At 64.8% G+C, this 17,534-nt stretch carries 17 protein-coding genes and 1 pseudogene; 10 read left to right on the forward strand and 8 right to left on the reverse strand.

Annotation, left to right across the window (positions count from 1 at the left end; all coding sequences use genetic code 11):
• Window positions 1-28 precede the first annotated feature (28 nt).
• On the forward strand, window positions 29-274 hold the full coding sequence (locus CK224_RS28490; protein WP_066997164.1) for a zinc-finger domain-containing protein: 246 nt from the start codon (window positions 29-31) through the stop codon (window positions 272-274).
• Between the two features lie 27 nt (window positions 275-301).
• Window positions 302-1,531, forward strand: a complete 1,230-nt coding sequence (locus tag CK224_RS28495) for an FAD-dependent monooxygenase (RefSeq protein WP_095784099.1) — start codon at window positions 302-304, stop codon at window positions 1,529-1,531.
• 148 nt (window positions 1,532-1,679) lie between these two features.
• On the opposite strand, the gene CK224_RS28500 is transcribed toward CK224_RS28495, so the two are convergent.
• The 4 genes from CK224_RS28500 to CK224_RS28515 all read right to left on the reverse strand — a co-directional run bounded on the left by CK224_RS28500 (window position 1,680) and on the right by CK224_RS28515 (window position 5,939).
• Complete coding sequence (locus CK224_RS28500) at window positions 1,680-2,483, reverse strand: amino acid ABC transporter ATP-binding protein (protein WP_066997155.1); 804 nt, start codon at window positions 2,481-2,483, stop codon at window positions 1,680-1,682.
• A 15-nt stretch (window positions 2,484-2,498) separates the two neighbouring features.
• On the reverse strand, window positions 2,499-3,656 hold the full coding sequence (locus tag CK224_RS28505) for an amino acid ABC transporter permease (RefSeq protein ID WP_066997152.1): 1,158 nt from the start codon (window positions 3,654-3,656) through the stop codon (window positions 2,499-2,501).
• Between the two features lie 4 nt (window positions 3,657-3,660).
• Complete coding sequence (locus CK224_RS28510) at window positions 3,661-4,848, reverse strand: amino acid ABC transporter permease (RefSeq protein WP_095784100.1); 1,188 nt, start codon at window positions 4,846-4,848, stop codon at window positions 3,661-3,663.
• 62 nt (window positions 4,849-4,910) lie between these two features.
• On the reverse strand, window positions 4,911-5,939 hold the full coding sequence (locus tag CK224_RS28515) for an amino acid ABC transporter substrate-binding protein (protein WP_066997146.1): 1,029 nt from the start codon (window positions 5,937-5,939) through the stop codon (window positions 4,911-4,913).
• Between the two features lie 579 nt (window positions 5,940-6,518).
• Between CK224_RS28515 and CK224_RS28520 the strand changes: the two genes are divergently transcribed.
• From CK224_RS28520 to CK224_RS28540, 5 genes and pseudogenes are all read left to right on the forward strand, one after another.
• Window positions 6,519-7,688 (forward strand): cystathionine beta-lyase, encoded by a 1,170-nt coding sequence (locus CK224_RS28520; RefSeq protein ID WP_095784101.1) that lies wholly within the window; start codon window positions 6,519-6,521, stop codon window positions 7,686-7,688.
• Between the two features lie 234 nt (window positions 7,689-7,922).
• Window positions 7,923-9,008, forward strand: coding sequence for an HPP family protein (locus CK224_RS28525; RefSeq protein WP_067324804.1), 1,086 nt, complete (start codon window positions 7,923-7,925; stop codon window positions 9,006-9,008).
• A 94-nt stretch (window positions 9,009-9,102) separates the two neighbouring features.
• Complete coding sequence (locus tag CK224_RS28530) at window positions 9,103-9,798, forward strand: RNA polymerase sigma factor (RefSeq protein ID WP_095784132.1); 696 nt, start codon at window positions 9,103-9,105, stop codon at window positions 9,796-9,798.
• Between the two features lie 193 nt (window positions 9,799-9,991).
• Window positions 9,992-10,515, forward strand: a pseudogene (locus tag CK224_RS28535) (DUF4142 domain-containing protein).
• Window positions 10,512-10,826 (forward strand): cupredoxin family copper-binding protein, encoded by a 315-nt coding sequence (locus CK224_RS28540; RefSeq protein WP_095784102.1) that lies wholly within the window; start codon window positions 10,512-10,514, stop codon window positions 10,824-10,826. The pseudogene CK224_RS28535 and the gene CK224_RS28540 overlap by 4 nt, the downstream one beginning before the upstream one ends.
• Here the strand turns inward: CK224_RS28540 and CK224_RS28545 are convergent.
• Complete coding sequence (locus CK224_RS28545; RefSeq protein ID WP_095784103.1) at window positions 10,823-11,680, reverse strand: crotonase/enoyl-CoA hydratase family protein; 858 nt, start codon at window positions 11,678-11,680, stop codon at window positions 10,823-10,825. The two genes, CK224_RS28540 and CK224_RS28545, sit on opposite strands and share 4 nt — an antisense overlap.
• Before the next feature lie 140 nt (window positions 11,681-11,820).
• Between CK224_RS28545 and CK224_RS28550 the strand changes: the two genes are divergently transcribed.
• A complete protein-coding gene (locus CK224_RS28550) occupies window positions 11,821-12,402 on the forward strand; it encodes a TetR/AcrR family transcriptional regulator (protein ID WP_066997130.1) in 582 nt (193 codons plus the stop codon).
• Between the two features lie 52 nt (window positions 12,403-12,454).
• Here CK224_RS28550 and CK224_RS28555 read toward each other — a convergent pair whose 3' ends face one another.
• The 3 genes from CK224_RS28555 to CK224_RS28565 all read right to left on the reverse strand — a co-directional run bounded on the left by CK224_RS28555 (window position 12,455) and on the right by CK224_RS28565 (window position 15,972).
• Window positions 12,455-13,348 carry a LysR family transcriptional regulator gene (locus CK224_RS28555; RefSeq protein ID WP_245426294.1) on the reverse strand — a complete coding sequence of 298 codons (894 nt, stop codon included), beginning with the start codon at window positions 13,346-13,348 and terminating at the stop codon, window positions 12,455-12,457.
• A 99-nt stretch (window positions 13,349-13,447) separates the two neighbouring features.
• The gene (locus tag CK224_RS28560; RefSeq protein WP_095784104.1) at window positions 13,448-14,566 is read right to left on the reverse strand and encodes a branched-chain amino acid ABC transporter substrate-binding protein; all 1,119 of its coding nucleotides are present in this window, start codon (window positions 14,564-14,566) and stop codon (window positions 13,448-13,450) included.
• A gap of 83 nt (window positions 14,567-14,649) precedes the next feature.
• Window positions 14,650-15,972: an aminotransferase class I/II-fold pyridoxal phosphate-dependent enzyme gene (locus tag CK224_RS28565; RefSeq protein WP_095784105.1), complete on the reverse strand. Its 1,323-nt coding sequence runs from the start codon at window positions 15,970-15,972 to the stop codon at window positions 14,650-14,652.
• A gap of 224 nt (window positions 15,973-16,196) precedes the next feature.
• On the opposite strand from CK224_RS28565, the gene CK224_RS28570 reads away from it, so the two are divergent.
• Complete coding sequence (locus tag CK224_RS28570) at window positions 16,197-17,057, forward strand: xanthine dehydrogenase family protein subunit M (protein WP_066997123.1); 861 nt, start codon at window positions 16,197-16,199, stop codon at window positions 17,055-17,057.
• Window positions 17,057-17,533, forward strand: coding sequence for a (2Fe-2S)-binding protein (locus tag CK224_RS28575; RefSeq protein WP_066997187.1), 477 nt, complete (start codon window positions 17,057-17,059; stop codon window positions 17,531-17,533). Before CK224_RS28570 ends, CK224_RS28575 begins: the two co-directional genes overlap by 1 nt.
• The last annotated feature ends 1 nt before the right edge of the window (window position 17,534 follow it).

Consider the following 17,534-nt stretch of genomic DNA (forward strand, 5'->3'; position numbering starts at 1 on the left):
CAAACGGGCCGAACTGAAGGAGACGACGATGGCAGGCGGTACCATTCCCCATTTCCAGAACGATGCGGGCCATCCGGCGATCGATATCGGCGTCAAGGAATTCATGTGCACCGGCGCCAATCCGCCTTTCGACCATCCGCATGTATTCCTCGACATGGGCGACGACAATGAGAAGGTCTGCCCGTACTGCTCGACGCTCTATCGCTATTCGCCGAAGCTGAAGGCGACGGAAACCGAGCCTGCCGGCTGCCTCTATATCGACCAGGCCGCCTGATCTCAGATCATGGGTGACCGCTAGACCATGGATGAGGCGCGGTTCCGGCAGGTCGTCATCGCCGGGGCCGGTATCGCCGGACTGACGGCAGCTCTTGCCTTTGCCGAACACGGCCATGCCGTCACGGTGCTGGAACAGGCCGGCCAGCTCGAAGCGGTGGGCGCCGGCATCCAGCTTTCTCCCAACGCAACCCGTATCCTCAGCCGGCTCGGTGCGCTCGACCGGTTGCGGCTGAACGCGATCCGCCCGGAAGCGGTGGTGCTGAAGGACGCTGCCACCTTGCGCGAACTGGCGCGCGTGCCGCTCGGCCAGGCCGGCGAAGAGCGTTGGGGCGCGCCCTATCTGGTGGCGCACCGCGCCGACCTGCAGGCGGCGCTGACGGCGCGGATGGCGGAGCATCCTGAAATCCAACTCGTCACCGGCGCGCGGGTAACGGACGTCGCTGTTCAGCCGCAAGACATCGCCGTCGCCGCCGAAACGGATGGCGGCAGCATCGAAGCCGCCGGCGGCCTGCTGATCGGCGCCGACGGCGTCTGGTCGTCGGTTCGCAGGCTGCTTGCGGGTCGAGAGCCGGCCTTCGGGAAGAACCGCTTCTCGGGCGAGCTGGCCTGGCGCGCAACGGTTGCAGCGACAAGCGCCGCCGGCCAGGCTTTTGCAGCAATCGCCCCCGGCGACTGCATCACCGCCTTCCTGCATCCCGGCTTCCATATGGTCGCCTATCCAGTGAGCAAAGGCAGCGCCTTCAATCTGGCCGCCTTCACCAAGGGCGAGCGCATCGCCGAAGGCTGGTCCGGCCATGCCGATCCCGCCATTCTCGCCAGCGCCATGCGCGGCACGTCGCCCGCGCTGGCAAGGCTTGTCGCGCTTGCCGGGCCTTGGACGGCGTTTCCGATCCACACCGTCGAGCAGGCGCGCTGGACGATGCCGCAGGGCGTAGCCCTGATCGGAGACGCGGCGCACGCCATGACCCCGTTCGCGGCGCAGGGCGCGGCGATGGCGATCGAGGATGCCGCGACGCTCGCCGATCTGGTCGCGGACTTTGCCGGCGATCTGCGGCAGAACCTCACCACATGGGAAAATCGCAGGCGCCCGCGCATCGAGAAGGTGATCAGACGCGGCGCGCTCAACCGCCTGGCCTGGCACGCATGGGGCCCGGTTGCGATCGCGCGCAACCTGGTGTTGGCGACGCGGCCGGCGGAGAAGCTCGCGGGAGATTTGGACTGGCTCTATGGCTGGGAGGAGCGGAACAGGCGGTGAGGCGTTCGCTGCAGCGGTGTCCTGCACGACCGCCAATGCTACCGCGCCTCGACAACTATGGAAGGCGAGACCGGCAGCGCGCTTCACCAACCGGTCGCTCAAAAGCCCGGCCGTCGGCGGCCGGGCTTCTCGAATTGGCGTCAGAAGCTCAGTGCAGGATCTGCGACAGGAACAGTTTCGTGCGCTCATGGCGCGGATTATCGAAGAACTCGGCCGGCGTGTTCTGCTCGACGATCTGGCCCTGGTCCATGAAGATCACCCGGTTGGCGACCTTGCGCGCAAAGCCCATCTCGTGGGTGACGCAAAGCATCGTCATGCCTTCTTCGGCAAGGCCAACCATCGTCTCCAGCACTTCCTTGATCATTTCAGGGTCGAGCGCCGAGGTCGGCTCGTCGAACAGCATGATGCGCGGGTTCATACAGAGCGAGCGGGCGATCGCCACGCGCTGCTGCTGGCCGCCGGAGAGCTGTCCAGGATATTTGTTGGCCTGCTCCGGGATCTTGACGCGCTTCAGGAAATGCATGGCGATTTCCTCGGCCTGCTTCTTTGGCGTCTTGCGCACCCAGATTGGCGCCAGCGTGCAGTTCTCCAGGATTGTCAGATGCGGGAACAGGTTGAAGTGCTGGAACACCATGCCGACCTCGCGGCGCACCTCGTCGATCTTCTTCAGATCGTTGGTGAGTTCCTTGCCGTCGACGATGATCTTGCCCTTCTGGTGCTCTTCCAGGCGGTTGATGCAGCGGATCATGGTCGACTTGCCGGAGCCGGACGGACCGCAGATGACGATGCGCTCGCCGCGCATCACCTTGAGGTTGATGTCCTTCAGCACATGGAACTCGCCATACCATTTGTGCATGCCGACGATGTCGATGGCGACATCTGTCGTCGAGATGTGCATCTTCTTGGCATCGACCTTGAGGTCTTCCGCGCTGACGGCGTTTTCGGTGGCCATGGCCAATTCCCCTTTTTATCGTTTGTAGCCGGTGTCCAGCCGGCGCTCGGTGTACATTGAATAGCGCGACATGCCGAAGCAGAACAGCCAGAACACGAAGGCGGCGAAGATCAGGCCGGACTTCGGGGTCTGCGGCGTCGCCCAGTTGGGATCGGAGAAATTCTGCTTGACCACGCCGAGCAGGTCGAACATCGAGATGATGAGCACCAGGCTGGTATCCTTGAACATGCCGATGAAGGTGTTGACGATGCCGGGAATGACCAGCTTCAGCGCCTGCGGCAGCACGATCAAGCCCATCTTCTGCCAATAGCCGAGGCCGAGCGAATCGGCGCCCTCATACTGGCCCTTCGGGATCGCCTGGAGGCCGCCGCGCACCACTTCCGCCATATAGGCGGCGGCAAACAGCGACACGCCGATCAGCGCCCTGAGGTACTTGTCGAAGGTAACGCCCTCGGGAAGGAAAAGCGGCAGCATGACGCTGGCGAAGAACAGCACGGTGATCAGCGGAATGCCGCGCACCGTCTCGATGAAGACGACGCAAAGCCATTTGACGATCGGCATCTGGGAACGACGGCCGAGCGCCAGAGCGATGCCCAGGGGCAGCGACACGGCCATACCAACGAAGGAGAGGCTGAGCGTCACCAGCAGCCCACCCCAGCGCGAGGTCTCGACATGCGGCAGGCCGAACACGCCGCCGACCAAAAGGAAGTGGGCGACGACCGGCAGCACGAGGAAGAGCAGGATGGCGTTCAGCCCCTTGCGCGGCACGCGCGGGATCAGCATAGGCACCAGCAACACCACGAACAGGATGGCGACCAGGATAGGCCGCCAGCGTTCCTCGATGTGATAGGTGCCGAACATGAACTGGCCGAACTTGGCGTTGACGAAAGCCCAGCAGGCGCCGGTCCAGCCGTCGGGCTGGATACCGCCTTGCGAGACGGTGGCGCAGACCGTGCGGTCCGGCCCGGTCCACACTGCGTTTATGAAGGCCCAGTTGATGACCTGCGGCAGGATCCAGGCGACTATGGCGATGCCGAGGATGGTCAGGATAGTGTCGCCAACCGAGGCGGTCAGGTTCTTGCGCACCCAGGCATAGGCGCCGCGCTCGCCAGGAGGCGCCGGCTGCGCCAGCGTCATCTCGGTGCGCACCCAGGACATGTCGTGCTCCTGCATGGCTCTACCTCTCCACCAGCGCCATTCTGGCGTTCACCACGTTCATCACCGCAGAGGTGACGAGGCTCAGCACCAGATAGGCGATCATCATGAGAAACACGCCCTCGACCGCTTGGCCGGTCTGGTTGAGCACCGTGCCGGCGGTGGCGGTGAGATCGGGGTAGCCGATGGCGATCGCCAGCGAAGAGTTCTTGGTGAGGTTCAGATACTGGCTGGTGAGCGGTGGGATGACGATGCGCATCGCCTGCGGGATCACCACCAGGCGCAGGATCGGGCCGGAACGCAGGCCGAGTGCAGCCGCCGCTTCGCTCTGGCCTTTGCTCACGCCCTTGATGCCGGCGCGCACGATCTCGGCGATGAAGGCGGCCGTGTAGAAGGAAAGCGCCAGCAGGAGCGACAGGAACTCAGGCTTGATCTGAAATCCGCCCGTCAAATTGAAGGTCGACTGCTTCGGGAAGTCGAAGGTAAGCGGCATGCCGGCGAGCAGGAAGGCGAGCACGGGCAGTCCGACGATCAGGGCGACCGAGGTCCAGAACACCGGGAATTGCTGGCCGGTGGCCATCTGCCGCTGGCGCGCCCGGTGCGCGACAAACCATGCCATGGCGAGCGCCACGACGAAAGCGACCAGAACCAGCCAGGAGCCATCGCCCCAGATGCCGCGCGGAAAATAGAAGCCGCGCTGGTTGAGGAAGGAGCCGAACGGCAGGTGATAGCTCTCGCGCGGCGGCGGCAGCACCGCGAGCACGCCCGAATACCAGAAGAAGATGACCAGCAGCGGCGGGATATTGCGGAAGATCTCGACATAGACCGTGCAGATCTTACGGATCAGCCAATTTTGCGATAGCCGGCCGATGCCAATGATGAAGCCGACTATGGTGGCGAGGACAATGCCGGCGGCGGCAACGATGATTGTGTTGAGCAGGCCGACGATAAGCGCACGGCCATAGGTTGCGTCCGACGTGTAGGCAATCGGCGTGTCGGAGATATCGAAACCGGCCCTGTTCCTGAGGAACTGGAAGCCTGAGGCGATGTGAAGGCGCTGGAGGTTCTCGATGACGTTGTTGACGATCCACCAGATCGAAACGAACAGAAGAATTACGACCAGCGTCTGAAAGAACAAGGCGCGTATTTTCGGGTCATTGATGAAGGAGCCGCGACCCGGCTCCTGCCGAAGGATTTCCTGCGAAGCCATAGACGATCCCCTGAAAAGAGAAACCGGGAGGCAGACGACCTGCCTCCCGGATCACATTTCAATCAGCGAACCGGCGGACCATATTGCAGGCCGCCCTTCGTCCACAGAGCGTTGATGCCGCGCGCGATCTTGAGCGGGCTACCCGAGCCGACATTGCGCTCAAACATTTCACCGTAGTTGCCGACCGCCTTGATGATGTTGACAACCCAGTCGTTGGAGAGGCCGAGATCGGCGCCGTATTTGCCATCGGGCTCAGTGCCAAGGAGGCGCTGTATGTTCGGATCGGTCGACGACTTCATCTCCTCGACATTGGCCTGCGTGATGCCGGCTTCTTCGGCATTGAGCAGCGCAAAATACGTCCACCGCGCGATATGGGCCCATTGATCGTCGCCCTGGCGCACGGCCGGGCCGAGCGGTTCCTTGGAGATGATCTCGGGCAGCACGACGTGGTCGGCGGGCGAGGAGAGCGTCAGGCGGATGCCGTAGAGGCCGGACTGGTCGGTGGTGTAGGCGTCGCAGCGACCGGAATCATAGGCGGCGTTGACCTCTTCCAGCTTCTCGAACACGACGGGGTTGTACTCCATCTTGTTCTTCTTGAAGTAGTCGGCGAGGTTGAGCTCCGTGGTGGTGCCGCTCTGCACGCAGACCGCGGCGCCCGAAAGCTGCAGCGCGGAGTTCACGCCCGGCAGCTTCTTGGCGTTGATCATGAAGCCCTGGCCGTCATAATAGGTGACGCCGACAAAATCGAGGCCGAGCGCGCTGTCGCGGTTGCTCGTCCAGGTGGTGTTGCGCGAGAGGATATCAATCTCGCCCGACTGCAGGGCGGTGAAACGCTCCTTGGCGCTGAGCGGCGTGAACTTGACCTTGGAGCCGTCACCGAAGACGGCGGCCGCGACGGCGCGGCAGAAATCCGCATCGATGCCCTTCCAGTCGCCCTTGTCGTCCGGCGCCGAGAAGCCGGCGAGGCCGGTCGAGACGCCGCACTGGATGAAGCCCTTCTGCTTGACGGTGTCGAGCGTGCCGGCCGAAGCGGCGGACGCCATGAGCCCGAGCGCGGCGGCGCCAAGCATGCCCAATGCAATGTGTTTCATGACCCACAGACCCTTTTCTGTTACAGGCGCCCCTAATTGCAGGCGACGCTTGATCTTTTTTCGTTTGCGAATGCAGCTCCCACGTAGGCCCGCTCCCGGACCCGCATCGTTTCGCCGATGCACTGCCTCCCATTCACGAAACGCATCGAAGGCGATTATTCCTGTGAGGTCAAGGGAAATGACCGAATTGCGACACGTTTGAAAACCGATTGCTGCAAATCACCGAATTGCAGCCAAAAGCGCTCGCAAATTGGTCAAGAGCTGCAGCCGGGACCGGCAAGTCCGGCGCCATCGAAATTTTGGCCGTTACCTGAACTCCCGCCTCTTACTACTTGTTGGCGCCAATGGAAGGACTGGCGTGATTCGTAGCGAAGAAAGGCGCGCCGGGCTGCCTCCGGCGCATCGTCGCCGGAGGCCTGCAAGGGGCACGAAAGGTGAGCCGGCGACCTCTCATTTGGCCCATCCAAACACCATCGCTTGGCGGGTTCGCAGCGGTTGCGCGACCAGTTCCACCGCTCTATGGCTGAGCTCCTGACACACTGCGACGAGCGACGAACTATGGGCGACGAGCGACGAACTATGGCGACAGACGGCAGCAACATCGGCATCAACACGCGGCTTGCCCATTCCGGCAACAACCCGCGCGACTATTTCGGCTTCGTCAATCCGCCGGTCGTGCATGCCTCGACGGTGCTTTACCCCGACGCCGCCTCGATGGCCTCGCGAAGCCAGAAATACACCTACGGCACGCGCGGCACACCGACGATGGATGCGCTCACGCTCGCCGTCGATGCGCTGGAAGGCTCGGCCGGCACGATCGCCGTGCCGTCGGGACTGGCTGCGGTGACGATTCCCCTGCTCACCTTCGTCTCGGCCGGCGACCATGTTTTGATCGTCGATTCGGTCTATCACCCGACGCGGAATTTCGCCGATACCATGCTGAAGCGGCTCGGTATCGAAGTCGAATATTACGATCCGCGCATCGGCGCCGGGATTGCTTCGCTGATCAAGCCCAACACCAAGGTGGTGTTCACCGAGTCGCCGGGATCGAACACCTATGAGGTGCAGGACATTCCGGCGATCGCCAAGGCGGCGCATGCAGCAAATGCCATCGTCATGATGGACAACACCTGGGCGACGCCGCTCTACTTCAAGCCGCTCGACCACGGCGTCGACATCTCGATCCATGCGGCGACCAAATACCCGGCCGGCCATTCGGACGTGCTGCTCGGCCTGGTCTCGGCCAATGAGGCTTGCTGGAAGCAGCTCTATGAAGGGTTCTGCACGCTGGGCTGCTGTTCGGGCCCGGACGACATCTATCAGACGCTGCGCGGCCTGCGCACCATGGGGGTGAGGCTGGAGCAGCACCAGAAGAGCGCGCTCGAAATCGCGCGCTGGCTGGATGAGCAACCGGGCGTGGCGCAGGTGCTGCATCCGGCGCTGCCGAGCCATCCCGACCATGCGCTCTGGAAGCGCGATTTCTGCGGCTCGAGCGGCGTCTTTTCGATCGTTCTGAATGGCGGCGGACAGAAGGCGCAGCACGCCTTCCTCGACGCGCTGACCATCTTCGGCCTCGGCTACTCCTGGGGCGGCTATGAGAGCCTTGCCGTGCCGGTCTTTCTGGGGGACCGCACCATCGCCAAGGGCTCCTATGCCGGGCCGCTGATCCGCCTGCAGATCGGGCTGGAAGACGTCGAGGACCTCAAGGCCGACCTTCAGCGCGGCCTCGCCGCCGCGGCCGAGGCCTGAGCGACGGGCTAGAGCCGTTGCCAAACTGAATCCGCGGACGGCCGTAAGACCTTGGCGCGATTGAGAAAGCCGAGGCCGCTGGCAGCATGTCGCAGGCGATCCGCGCTGCAATAATATTCTCTCCAGCCGCGAATATACGGATTGGTTTGGCTTCCAAATCCGTGGCTCCGGCGGCATTTCGGGCAGCGCAAATTCCACCATTCGACAGTTCAAGCCATTCGACCTGGGGCTGCCATGGCGTTCCGCCTCTTCGTTCCGATCCTTGCCGGCGCGACGCTGCGCGAGCGGCTGCTTGCCTGCATCGGCGCGACCATCGGCATCGCGCTGACCGGCGTGATCAGCGGGCTCGCCATGGGCAACGGACCGCATGTGGCGATGCTGGTGGCGCCGATGGGCGCGTCCGCCGTGCTGCTCTTTGCCGTTCCGTCGAGCCCGTTGGCGCAGCCCTGGTCGATCATCGGCGGCAACACGATCTCCGCGCTGGTCGGCGTGACGGTGGCGCATTTCGTGCACAACCCGGTGATCGCCTCCGGGCTGGCGGTGGCGCTGGCGATCGCCGCCATGTCTTTCACGCGCTCGCTGCATCCGCCGGGCGGTGCGGCAGCCCTCACCGGCGTGCTTGGCGGGCCGGCCGTGATCAGCGCCGGCTTCCTGTTTCCCTTCGTGCCGGTAGCGCTTAACTCGATCATATTGGTGACGCTCGGTTTCCTGTTCCACAAGCTGTCGCGGCGCAACTATCCGCATGTGCCTCAGCCTGCCGCCAACAGCCACGGCACAGCCGACCGGCCGCCGGCGGAGCGCGTCGGCTTCCGGCCCGAGGATGTCGATGCCGCCCTGGCGGCACTCGACGAGACCTTCGACATCGACCGTGACGACATCGAAAGGCTGCTGCGCCAGGTCGAGCTGCAGGCGATGGTGCGCGCGCATCGGACGCTGCTCTGCCGGGACATCATGTCCCGCGACGTGATCTCGATGTCGGAGAACGCCACCGCCGACGAGGCGCGCAAGCAGCTTCTCGACCACAATATCCGCACCCTGCCGGTGGTCGACGCCGAGGCGAGGCTGGTCGGCGCCGTCGGCCTGCGCGAACTGACGCAAGCGACCGACACCGTGAAGGGCGTGATGTCGAAGGCCGGCACGGCCTCGCCCGAGACGCCGGCTATGAGCCTGCTGCCGCTGCTGACCGACGGGCGCAGCCATGCGGTGGTGATCGTCGACGCCGGACGGCATATTCTCGGACTCATCACCCAGACCGATCTGCTTGCCGCCGCCGCCCGCGCGCAGGCTGCAGACAGGCCGCCGCTGAAAGCTGTAGCATAGCGCGCGACTGGATCGGGAAAATCCGGGAACCTTTTGCCGGCAGGCGCGTCCAATTGCCCGGATGCAACGCCTGTTGGGAGATCGGGGCGCGATGATGAAGTCAGCAAGTCAGGCCGCCGCGGTTTCGGCGGCGGAGGCCGGCGAGATGGCGTTGGTGCACCGGGCCCTGGCACGGGACCCGGGCGCCTTCCGCTTGATCATCAAGACGCACAACCAGCGGCTCTACCGCATCGCGCGCGGCGTGGTGCGCAACGACGCCGAGGCCGAGGACATCGTGCAGGAAGCCTATATGCGCGCCTTCGCCAGCCTCGACAGCTTCCGCGGCGATGCCTCGCTCTCGACCTGGCTGTCGCGCATCGTCATCAACGAGGCGCTCGGCCGGCTGCGCAAGAGAAAACGCATCGTGTCGATGCCTGAAAACCCTGAGGCGCAGATCATCCGGTTTCCGTTGAATTCAAATGACTTGAACCCTGGCGACGATCCGGAGCGGACAATGGCGCAGCGGCAGATCCTCGGGCTTGTCGAGCGGGCGACCGACAGCCTTCCCGATGTCTATCGCACGGTCTTCGTCGCCCGCGTCATCGAGGGATTGAGTATCGAGGAAACCGCCGACCTGCTCGGCATCAGGCCGGAAACGGTGAAGACAAGGCTGCATCGGGCGCGTGCCTTGGTGCGCAAGGCGCTGGACGACGAGATCGGCCCGGTGCTGCTCGACGCGTTTCCTTTCGCCGGCCGGCGCTGCGAACGGCTGACGCGGGCGGTGATGAAGAGGCTCGGCTTCGAGGGCTGAGGCGCGTTCAGATTTCGCGAAGCCCGCGTTGAGGAGAGGCATCGCGGATGAGCTTTTCGGCCAATCTCCAACATGCAATGTCCAACATGTGTGTCCCGCGACTTTTCCCGGGAACGTTTCGCCTTCTCCCCCATCCAATGGCCGTCAACCCAGAATGGAGCCCGGTGCCTCTGTGCCGGGCGAAGGAGATGCCATGTTTATCCGACCGACCGCAGCGCTCGCAGCCTTCCTCCTCCTCAGCGCAGCGCCGCTGGCTGAGGCCGCCGAGAAGCCGACCGACCCGCAGATCGCCATATCGCCTATACAGCCGGCGTGCTCGACATCGAGGCGGCGAAGCTGGCGATCCAGAAGTCGAAAACCAAGGAGGTCGTCGACTTTGCCAAGGATATGGAGCGCGACCACGAGGCGGTGAACAAGCAGGCTCTCGACCTGGTGAAGAAGCTGAAGGTGAAGCCGGAAGACAATGCCACCAGCCAGGCGCTGACCAAGGCGGCGAAGGAAGAGCGCGCCAAGCTGGCGAAGCTCGAGGGCACTGCCTTCGACAAGGCCTATATCGAGAACGAGGTCGCGTATCACAAGCAGGTCAACGGCGCGCTCGAAACCCTGCTCATTCCTTCGGCCAACAATGCCGAGTTGAAGAGCCTGCTGGAGACCGGGCTGAAAATCTTCCAGGGACATGAGCAGCATGCCGAGCATGTCGCCGGCACGTTGAAATGAGGGCGGGCGCGTTATCGGTGCTCGGCTCGCTGACGCTGGCGCTTGTCGCGCCGCCGGCGCTCGCCGCCACCATCGAGGTGACCATCGACAGGCTGGTCTACTCGCCGGCGAGCGTCGAGGCCAAGGTCGGCGACACGATCGAGTGGGTGAACAAGGACGTCATCGCCCACACCGCGACAGTGAAGGGCGGCTGGGAGGTGATGATCCCGCCGAAATCGAAAGGCAGGATCACGCTCAAGCAAGCGGGAGCGGTCGACTATTTCTGCCGCTTCCACCCCAACATGAAAGGTCACCTCAACGTGGCGCCCTAGTCCGCCGCGGGATCGCGCCGAAGCGAGCCGCGCCGTGCCTCGCTGAGCCGGGTGACGTGCGTCCATGAGCCGTCATAGATGGGCTGGCGCCGCTCGATCCAGGCGCTGAGCCCTTCGCCGAGGTCGGCGGTCGGGGCCATGCGGGCGAACTGCTCGGCCTCGACCAGCAGGCCCTCGGCGATGCTAAGGTTGATGCCGCGCGCCACCGCGGTGAGAATGCCAGCCACCGCCGCCTGCGAATGGCGGATGATGCGGTTCGCAAGATCGAGCGCGGCCGGCATCAGCTCCTCATGCGGCACGACTTTGTTGACCAGCCCGAGTTCCAGCGCCCGCGCGGGCGAGAAAGGCTCGCCGGTAAGCAGCAGTTCGAGCGCGCGTTTGCGCCCGGCAAGCCTCGGCAGGCGCTGCGTGCCGCCGAAGGTCGGCGGCATGGCGAGTTTTATTTCCGGCTTGGCGAACAGGGCGCGGTCGCTGGCGACCGCCAGCGGCACCGCCTCGGTGATCTCGCAGCCACCGCCGAAGGCAAGGCCGTTGACGGCGGCGATGACCGGCTTGCGGAACGCTTCCAGCCGCGCCGTCAGTCGCTGGCCGCGCATGACGAAATCGCGCAGCGCGACATCCGTGCCTTCGGCCACGCTCAACGCGAATTCGTGGATGTCGCCGCCGGCCGAGAAGGCGCGCTCCCCTGCCCCGGTGAGGATCACGGCACGCACGGCATCGTCGGTCTCTATCCTGTCGAGGATCGCCAGCAGGCGGTCGATAAGGCCGTAATTCAGGGCATTGAGCTTTTCGGGGCGGTTGAGCGTCAGCACCGCGACGCGGTCGCGGATGTCGCAAAGCACGGGCTCGGTCATAGTTTTCTCCTTAGCCGTTCGTTTTCTCCGCAATTCCGAACGGAAACCGCTGCGCATTTTCCTGGAATTGCTCTGTGGAACGGCTGCAAGGGATCAGCTTCCGGCTTGTTTGTATATTCACTAGTCGGTATACTTGACGGATGACCGAGAAGCCCAATCCAACCAGGAAACGCCTCGTCGATGCGGCGGCAAAACTCTTCTATGCCGAAGGCATCGGCCGCGTCAGCGTCGATGCCGTGGCGGAAAAGGCGGGGCTGACCAAGCGCACGCTCTACTACCACTTCAAGAGCAAGGACGAGCTGATCACGGCCTATCTCGACAGCCGCGACCAGCCGAACCTCAAGCAGATGGCCGGCTGGTTCGAGGCGGCGCAAGGCGGCGCGGACAAGAAGGTCGCGGCGATCTTCACCCATCTGGCGCGCGTGGCGCGGCACGTCAAATGGAAGGGCTGCGGCTTCCTGCGCACGGCCGCCGAACTCGCCGCGATGCCCGGCCATCCGGCGGTGAAGGCGGGCTCGCGCCATAAGAGCAATTTCGAGAAATGGCTGGCGGGCGAGCTTTCTAGCCATGGCGTGCGCGAGCCGAAGATGCTGGCGCGCGAGATCGTGCTTCTGATGGACGGCGCCTTTTCCAGCATGCTGATCCACCACAATCCCGACTACATCACGGCCGCCGGCCACGCCGCCGCGACGCTGGTGCGGGCGCGGATGGCAGCGGCGTAGACCTCGCCTGGCGTCCTGACCCCGTGGACCGCGACGGGCAATTCCGGCAGCCTCAGCCGCGCGCTGCCCCCTCCTCTGCCAGCAGCCAGTCGATCATGGTGGCGGCGGGCGCGGGCGGACGGTCCGGTGCGAGAATCGAGAGAGCGCGGCCGGTCGGCACGCGCAATTCGGGAAACGGCGCCACCAGCGAGCCGGCGGCAAGAGCGCGCGACACCAGCGCCTCATGGCCCATCAAAACGCCGGCACCGTCGACGGCGGCCTGCACAGCCATGCTGTAGAGCGAGAATTCGGAACCTGTTTCGATCGACGGGCCTTTCACGCCGGCGACTTCGAACCAAAGACTCCAATCCTCCGTCCAGGTGGTGTCCCAGAGCAGCAACTGCGAGGAAAGTTCGGCCGGCGTCTTCAATTGTCTGGCCAGCGCCGGCGCGCAGACAGGAAAGATGACGTCGTCGCAGAGCTTGAAGGATCGGCCGGCGCCCGATCTGGTGAGGAAAATAGCGAGGTCGAAAGGCTCGCGCCGGAAGTCCGGCGGCTCTTCCAGCGCATGGATGGAGGGGCGCAGCGCCGGATGCGCCGCGCGTAGGGCCGGCAGCCGCGGCGCCAGCCAGAGCTGCGCGATCGAAGGCAATGCCGCGACGCTGACCTGCGGCCGGGGCGCCGAGATACGCAATTCCTGAACGGCGAGCCCCAAGGCGTCGAAAGCGGTGGAAAACGAGGGTAGCGCCGAACGCCCAGCATCGGTGAGATGCAGGCCTTGCGCGTGACGCACGAAAAGCGGAGAGCCTAGCCAAGCCTCCAGCGCCTTCACCTGATGCGAGACGGCGGCGGGGGTCACGCCGAGTTCGTCCGCCGCCTTGGCAAAGCTTTCATGGCGTGCCGCCGCCTCGAAGGCCCTGAGGGCGTTGAGCGGCGGCATGCGCGGTCGCGGCGGATTGACGGCCATCTGCAGCTTTCCCAATGCCGCGCCGCCTGCCATGACGGCGCGGCAATGCTTCGAGCGAAAGAACGGCGACCGCCTGCGCTCGCCTCCAGGACCTCAAGTCTATTTGAGGGCCACCGGAACGAGCTTGCCGTCGACCTTCCGCCACTCAAATACGACGAAGCCCGGCTGCTTGATATCCCCTTTGTCGTCATAGGAGATGGTGCCAAGCACGGTCGGGATGGCCGCTCCCGAATGGAGATAGTCGGACGCCGCCTTCGGGTCGTCGACCTTGGCCTTGGCGATCGCCTCGGCGAGGATCTGGGTGGCGGCATAGGCATAGAGCGTGACGGCTTCAGTGGGCACGTTCTTCGCCTTCAGGTCGGCGACCGCGTCTTTTGCTTCGGGAAAGCTCGCCGGATCGGGGAAGGACGTCATCAGCGTGCCGGCCGCGCCATCGCCGCCGATGGCGCCGAACTCGCTGTTGGATATGCCGTCGCCGCCCATCAGGACCGTCTTGACGCCCTGGTCGTGCATCTGGCGCACGATCAGGCCGGCCTCTGTGTGCTGGCCGCCGTAATAGACAAGGTCGGCGCCCGACTCCTTGATCTTGGCGACAAGCGCGCTGTAGTCCTTCTCGCCCGGGTTGATCTCCTCGCGCAGCACCTCCTTGCCGCCGCCGGAATTGTAGGCCTTGGCCATCTCGTCGGCGAGGCCCATGCCGGCCGTCGACTTGTCGTCGACGATCGCGACCTTCTTGCCGGCAAAACGCTCGAGCACGAATTTCGCGGCGATGATGCCCTGCTGGTCGTCGCGGCCGCAGGCCCGGAACGCGTCCCATAGGCCTCGCTCAGTCACCATCGGGTTGGTGGCCGTGGGCGTGACGAAGAGCACGCCGTTTTCTGCATAAATCTCCGAGGCCGGAATGGTGACACCGGAATTGTAGTGGCCGACGACATAGTGCACGCCGTCGGCGACGAACTTGTTGGCGACCGACACGCCCTGCTTGGGGTCGGAGACATCGTCGCCGACCGAGACGCTGAGCTTCTGACCGAGCACGCCGCCATTGGCGTTTATGCGCTGGATCGCCGTCTCGACGCCGACGCGGTACTGCTCGCCATAGGCGGCGTTCGGCCCCGACATCGGGCCGGCGACGCCGAGCACGATATCCGCCTTGGCGACGCCGGCGGCGGCGGCCATCAGGGCAGCAGTCATCAATCGCAGAATCATGCGCATGGTCATTCCCCTTTGTTGAAGAAGGCGGGCTTCTCGCCCGCGGCCCTTGCTTTTGACGAAGCGGGCTCCCTGCCCGCGGGTTCAGGCGCTCAGCTGACGAAATGCAGCTTCGTGAACCGGCGCCGGAATGCACTCACATCCGCCGCGACATCCTCCACGGCATCGTTGCCACGCAGTCCCCTGGCGATGAGGGCGGCAAGCTCGGGCATGTCCTTCTCCGTCATGCCCCAGCGCACGATCTCCGGCGTGCCGAAGCGCAGGCCGTTCATGTCGCCATCGACCGCCGTGACCGGCAGGCCGATGCCGCAGGTGAGGATGTTTGCACGCCTCAGCCGCTTCGCCGCCGCCTGGCCGCCGCCGAACTCCACCGCTTCGATGGCGAACTGGTGCGAGGCGGTGTGCCCCTTCGCGGTCGAGAACACCGGCAGGCCGCGCTCAGCCAGCGCGCTCGCCAGCGCCTTGGCGGTGCCGGCCATGGCGGCGGCATAGGCGCGGCCATGCGCCTTCCAGTCGAGCATGGTGATGGCCAGGGCGGCGGCCTTGGCGGCATCGAAATTGGCGGTCATGCCGGGAAAGGCGATGCGGTCGAGCTTTTCGGCGATCTCGGCGTCGTTGGTGACGATCAGCCCCGAAGGCGGCCCGCCGAGGCTCTTATAGGTGCTCATCGTCATCAGGTGGGCGCCCTCCTCCAGCGGCTGCTGCCAGGCCTGTCCGGCAATCATGCCGCAAAGATGCGCGGCATCGAACAGCACCAGCGCACCGACCTCGTCGGCGATCGCCCTGATTTCCTGGATGGGATGCGGCAGCAGATTGAGGCTGCTGCCGATAGTGATCATCTTCGGCCCGATCTTAAGGGCAAGCGCGCGGAGCCTCTCGACATCGACCGTGTAGCCGCCGGCATCGACGGGCGCGGCATGGATCTCCAGCCCGTACAGACCGGCGCAGCCCGCCACATGATGCGTGACATGGCCGCCGATGGCGGGCGGCGGAGCGATGATGGCGTCGCCTGGCCGCGCCGCGACCATGAAAGCGTAGAGGTTGGCGATGGCGCCGGAAGGGACGCGGATTTCGGCATATTTCGCGCCGAAGACTTGCGCCGCAAGCTCGGCGGCGATGACCTCGATGCGTTCGACGCCCTCCAGCCCCATCTCGTATTTGTCGCCGGGATAGCCGAGCGACGGACGCGAGCCGAGCCGGGCGGCAAGCGCGGCCTCCGCCTTCGGGTTCATCACATTGGTCGCCGGATTGAGGTTGATGCAGTCGGCCTCGTGGATTTGCCGGTTGAGCGCGATGCCGTCCTCTATCGCGGCGAGCACGGCGTCGTTCCCCTGCCCGCTTGTGGCGGTCGCCAGCGCCTGGATAAAATCCTCGCAATGGGCGGGAACCCAGGGCCTGCGGGCAAGAGCGGTCATCGAAGCCTCCCTGTTGCCGGATGCGATGTCCGGCTCGTCAGGGCATGGTGGAGGCTTGGCCGGCCGGGCGCAAACGAGTAGTTCTAGCGGCTAGGCTTAGAAAATTTAGGGGTAGGAATTAGGGCAATGCGCCTGACTTAGGTGGTGCAATGCAGGAAGCGGATGGTCATTATAAGGAGAGTCTTTATAACGGTCGATCTGATCATGACCACCAAGGGGAGACGATGCGCTACATACGTCCGCAATCAATAGAAGAGGCCGCCGGCCTGTTGGCCAGCGCGGCCGGCCCGGCCGCGATCCTTGCCGGAGGCAGCGACCTTCTGGTGAGGATGAAGGGCGGCTTCATCGAGCCCGAGCTGATCGTCGACATCAAGGCGATAGCGGGCCTTAGCGAAATCAAGGAAACGGCAGACGGCTTCAGCATCGGCGCCGCGGTGCCCTGCGCGGTGCTCGGCGAGAACGCGGCGCTGAAGAAGGCCTGGCCAGGCGTCGTCGAGGCGGCCAAGCTGATCGGCTCGAAGCAGGTGCAGGGACGCTGCACAATCGTCGGCAATCTCTGCAACGCCTCGCCCGCCGCCGACAGCGTGCCGGCGTTGGTGGCTGCCGGCGCCAAGGCTGTTGTTGCCGGGCCGAACGGCAGGCGCACGATTCCCGTGGAAGCCGTGCCGACCGGACCGGGCCGTACCTCGCTGGCCAAGGGGGAGATCATCGAGGCGATCCTGCTCGACAAGCGCGCGCCAAATGCGGGCGACGCCTATCAGCGCTTCATTCCGCGCACCGAGATGGACATCGCCGTGGTCAGCGCTGGCGTGAACCTGACGCTCGGCGAGGCGGGCGCGATCAAGTCGGCCCGCGTGGCGCTGGGCGCCGCGGCGCCCACGGTGCTGCTGGTCGAGGAGGCGGCCGAGGTGCTCGTCGGCTCGAAGCTGGATGAGGCGACGCTGGAGCGGCTCGCCAAGATCTGCGCGGGCGCCTGCCGCCCGATCGACGACAAGCGCGGCACCATCGAATTCAGACGGAAAGTTGCGGGTGTGCTGGCGAAGCGTGTCGCCACCACCGCTTATGAGCGTGCAGGAGGCAAATGATGGCCGGTGTAGCGGTTTCAACGACAATCAACGGCGATCACGTCGAATATCTTTGCCAGCCGGACGAGACGCTGCTCGACGTGCTGCGCGACCGGCTGGGACTGACCGGCGCCAAGGAAGGCTGCGGGACCGGCGACTGCGGCGCCTGCAGCGTCATCGTCGACAACCGGCTGGTGTGCTCCTGCCTGGTGCTCGGCGCCGAGGCGGAAGGCCGCCAGATCGAGACCATCGAAGGCATGGCGCATGGCGACCAGCTGCATCCGCTGCAGCAGAAATTCCTCGAGCACGCCGCCTTGCAATGCGGCATCTGCACGCCAGGTTTTTTGATTGCGGCGAAGGATCTGCTCGAGAAGAACCCCTCCCCGACCGAGGAGGAAATCCGCTTCGGGCTCGCCGGCAATCTCTGCCGCTGCACCGGCTATGACAAGATCGTGCGCGCCGTCCAGGACGCGGCAAACGTGATGAAGGGAGCCTGAG

It is taken from the genome of Mesorhizobium sp. WSM3862 (assembly GCF_002294985.1).
In the GTDB taxonomy this organism is placed as follows: domain Bacteria; phylum Pseudomonadota; class Alphaproteobacteria; order Rhizobiales; family Rhizobiaceae; genus Mesorhizobium.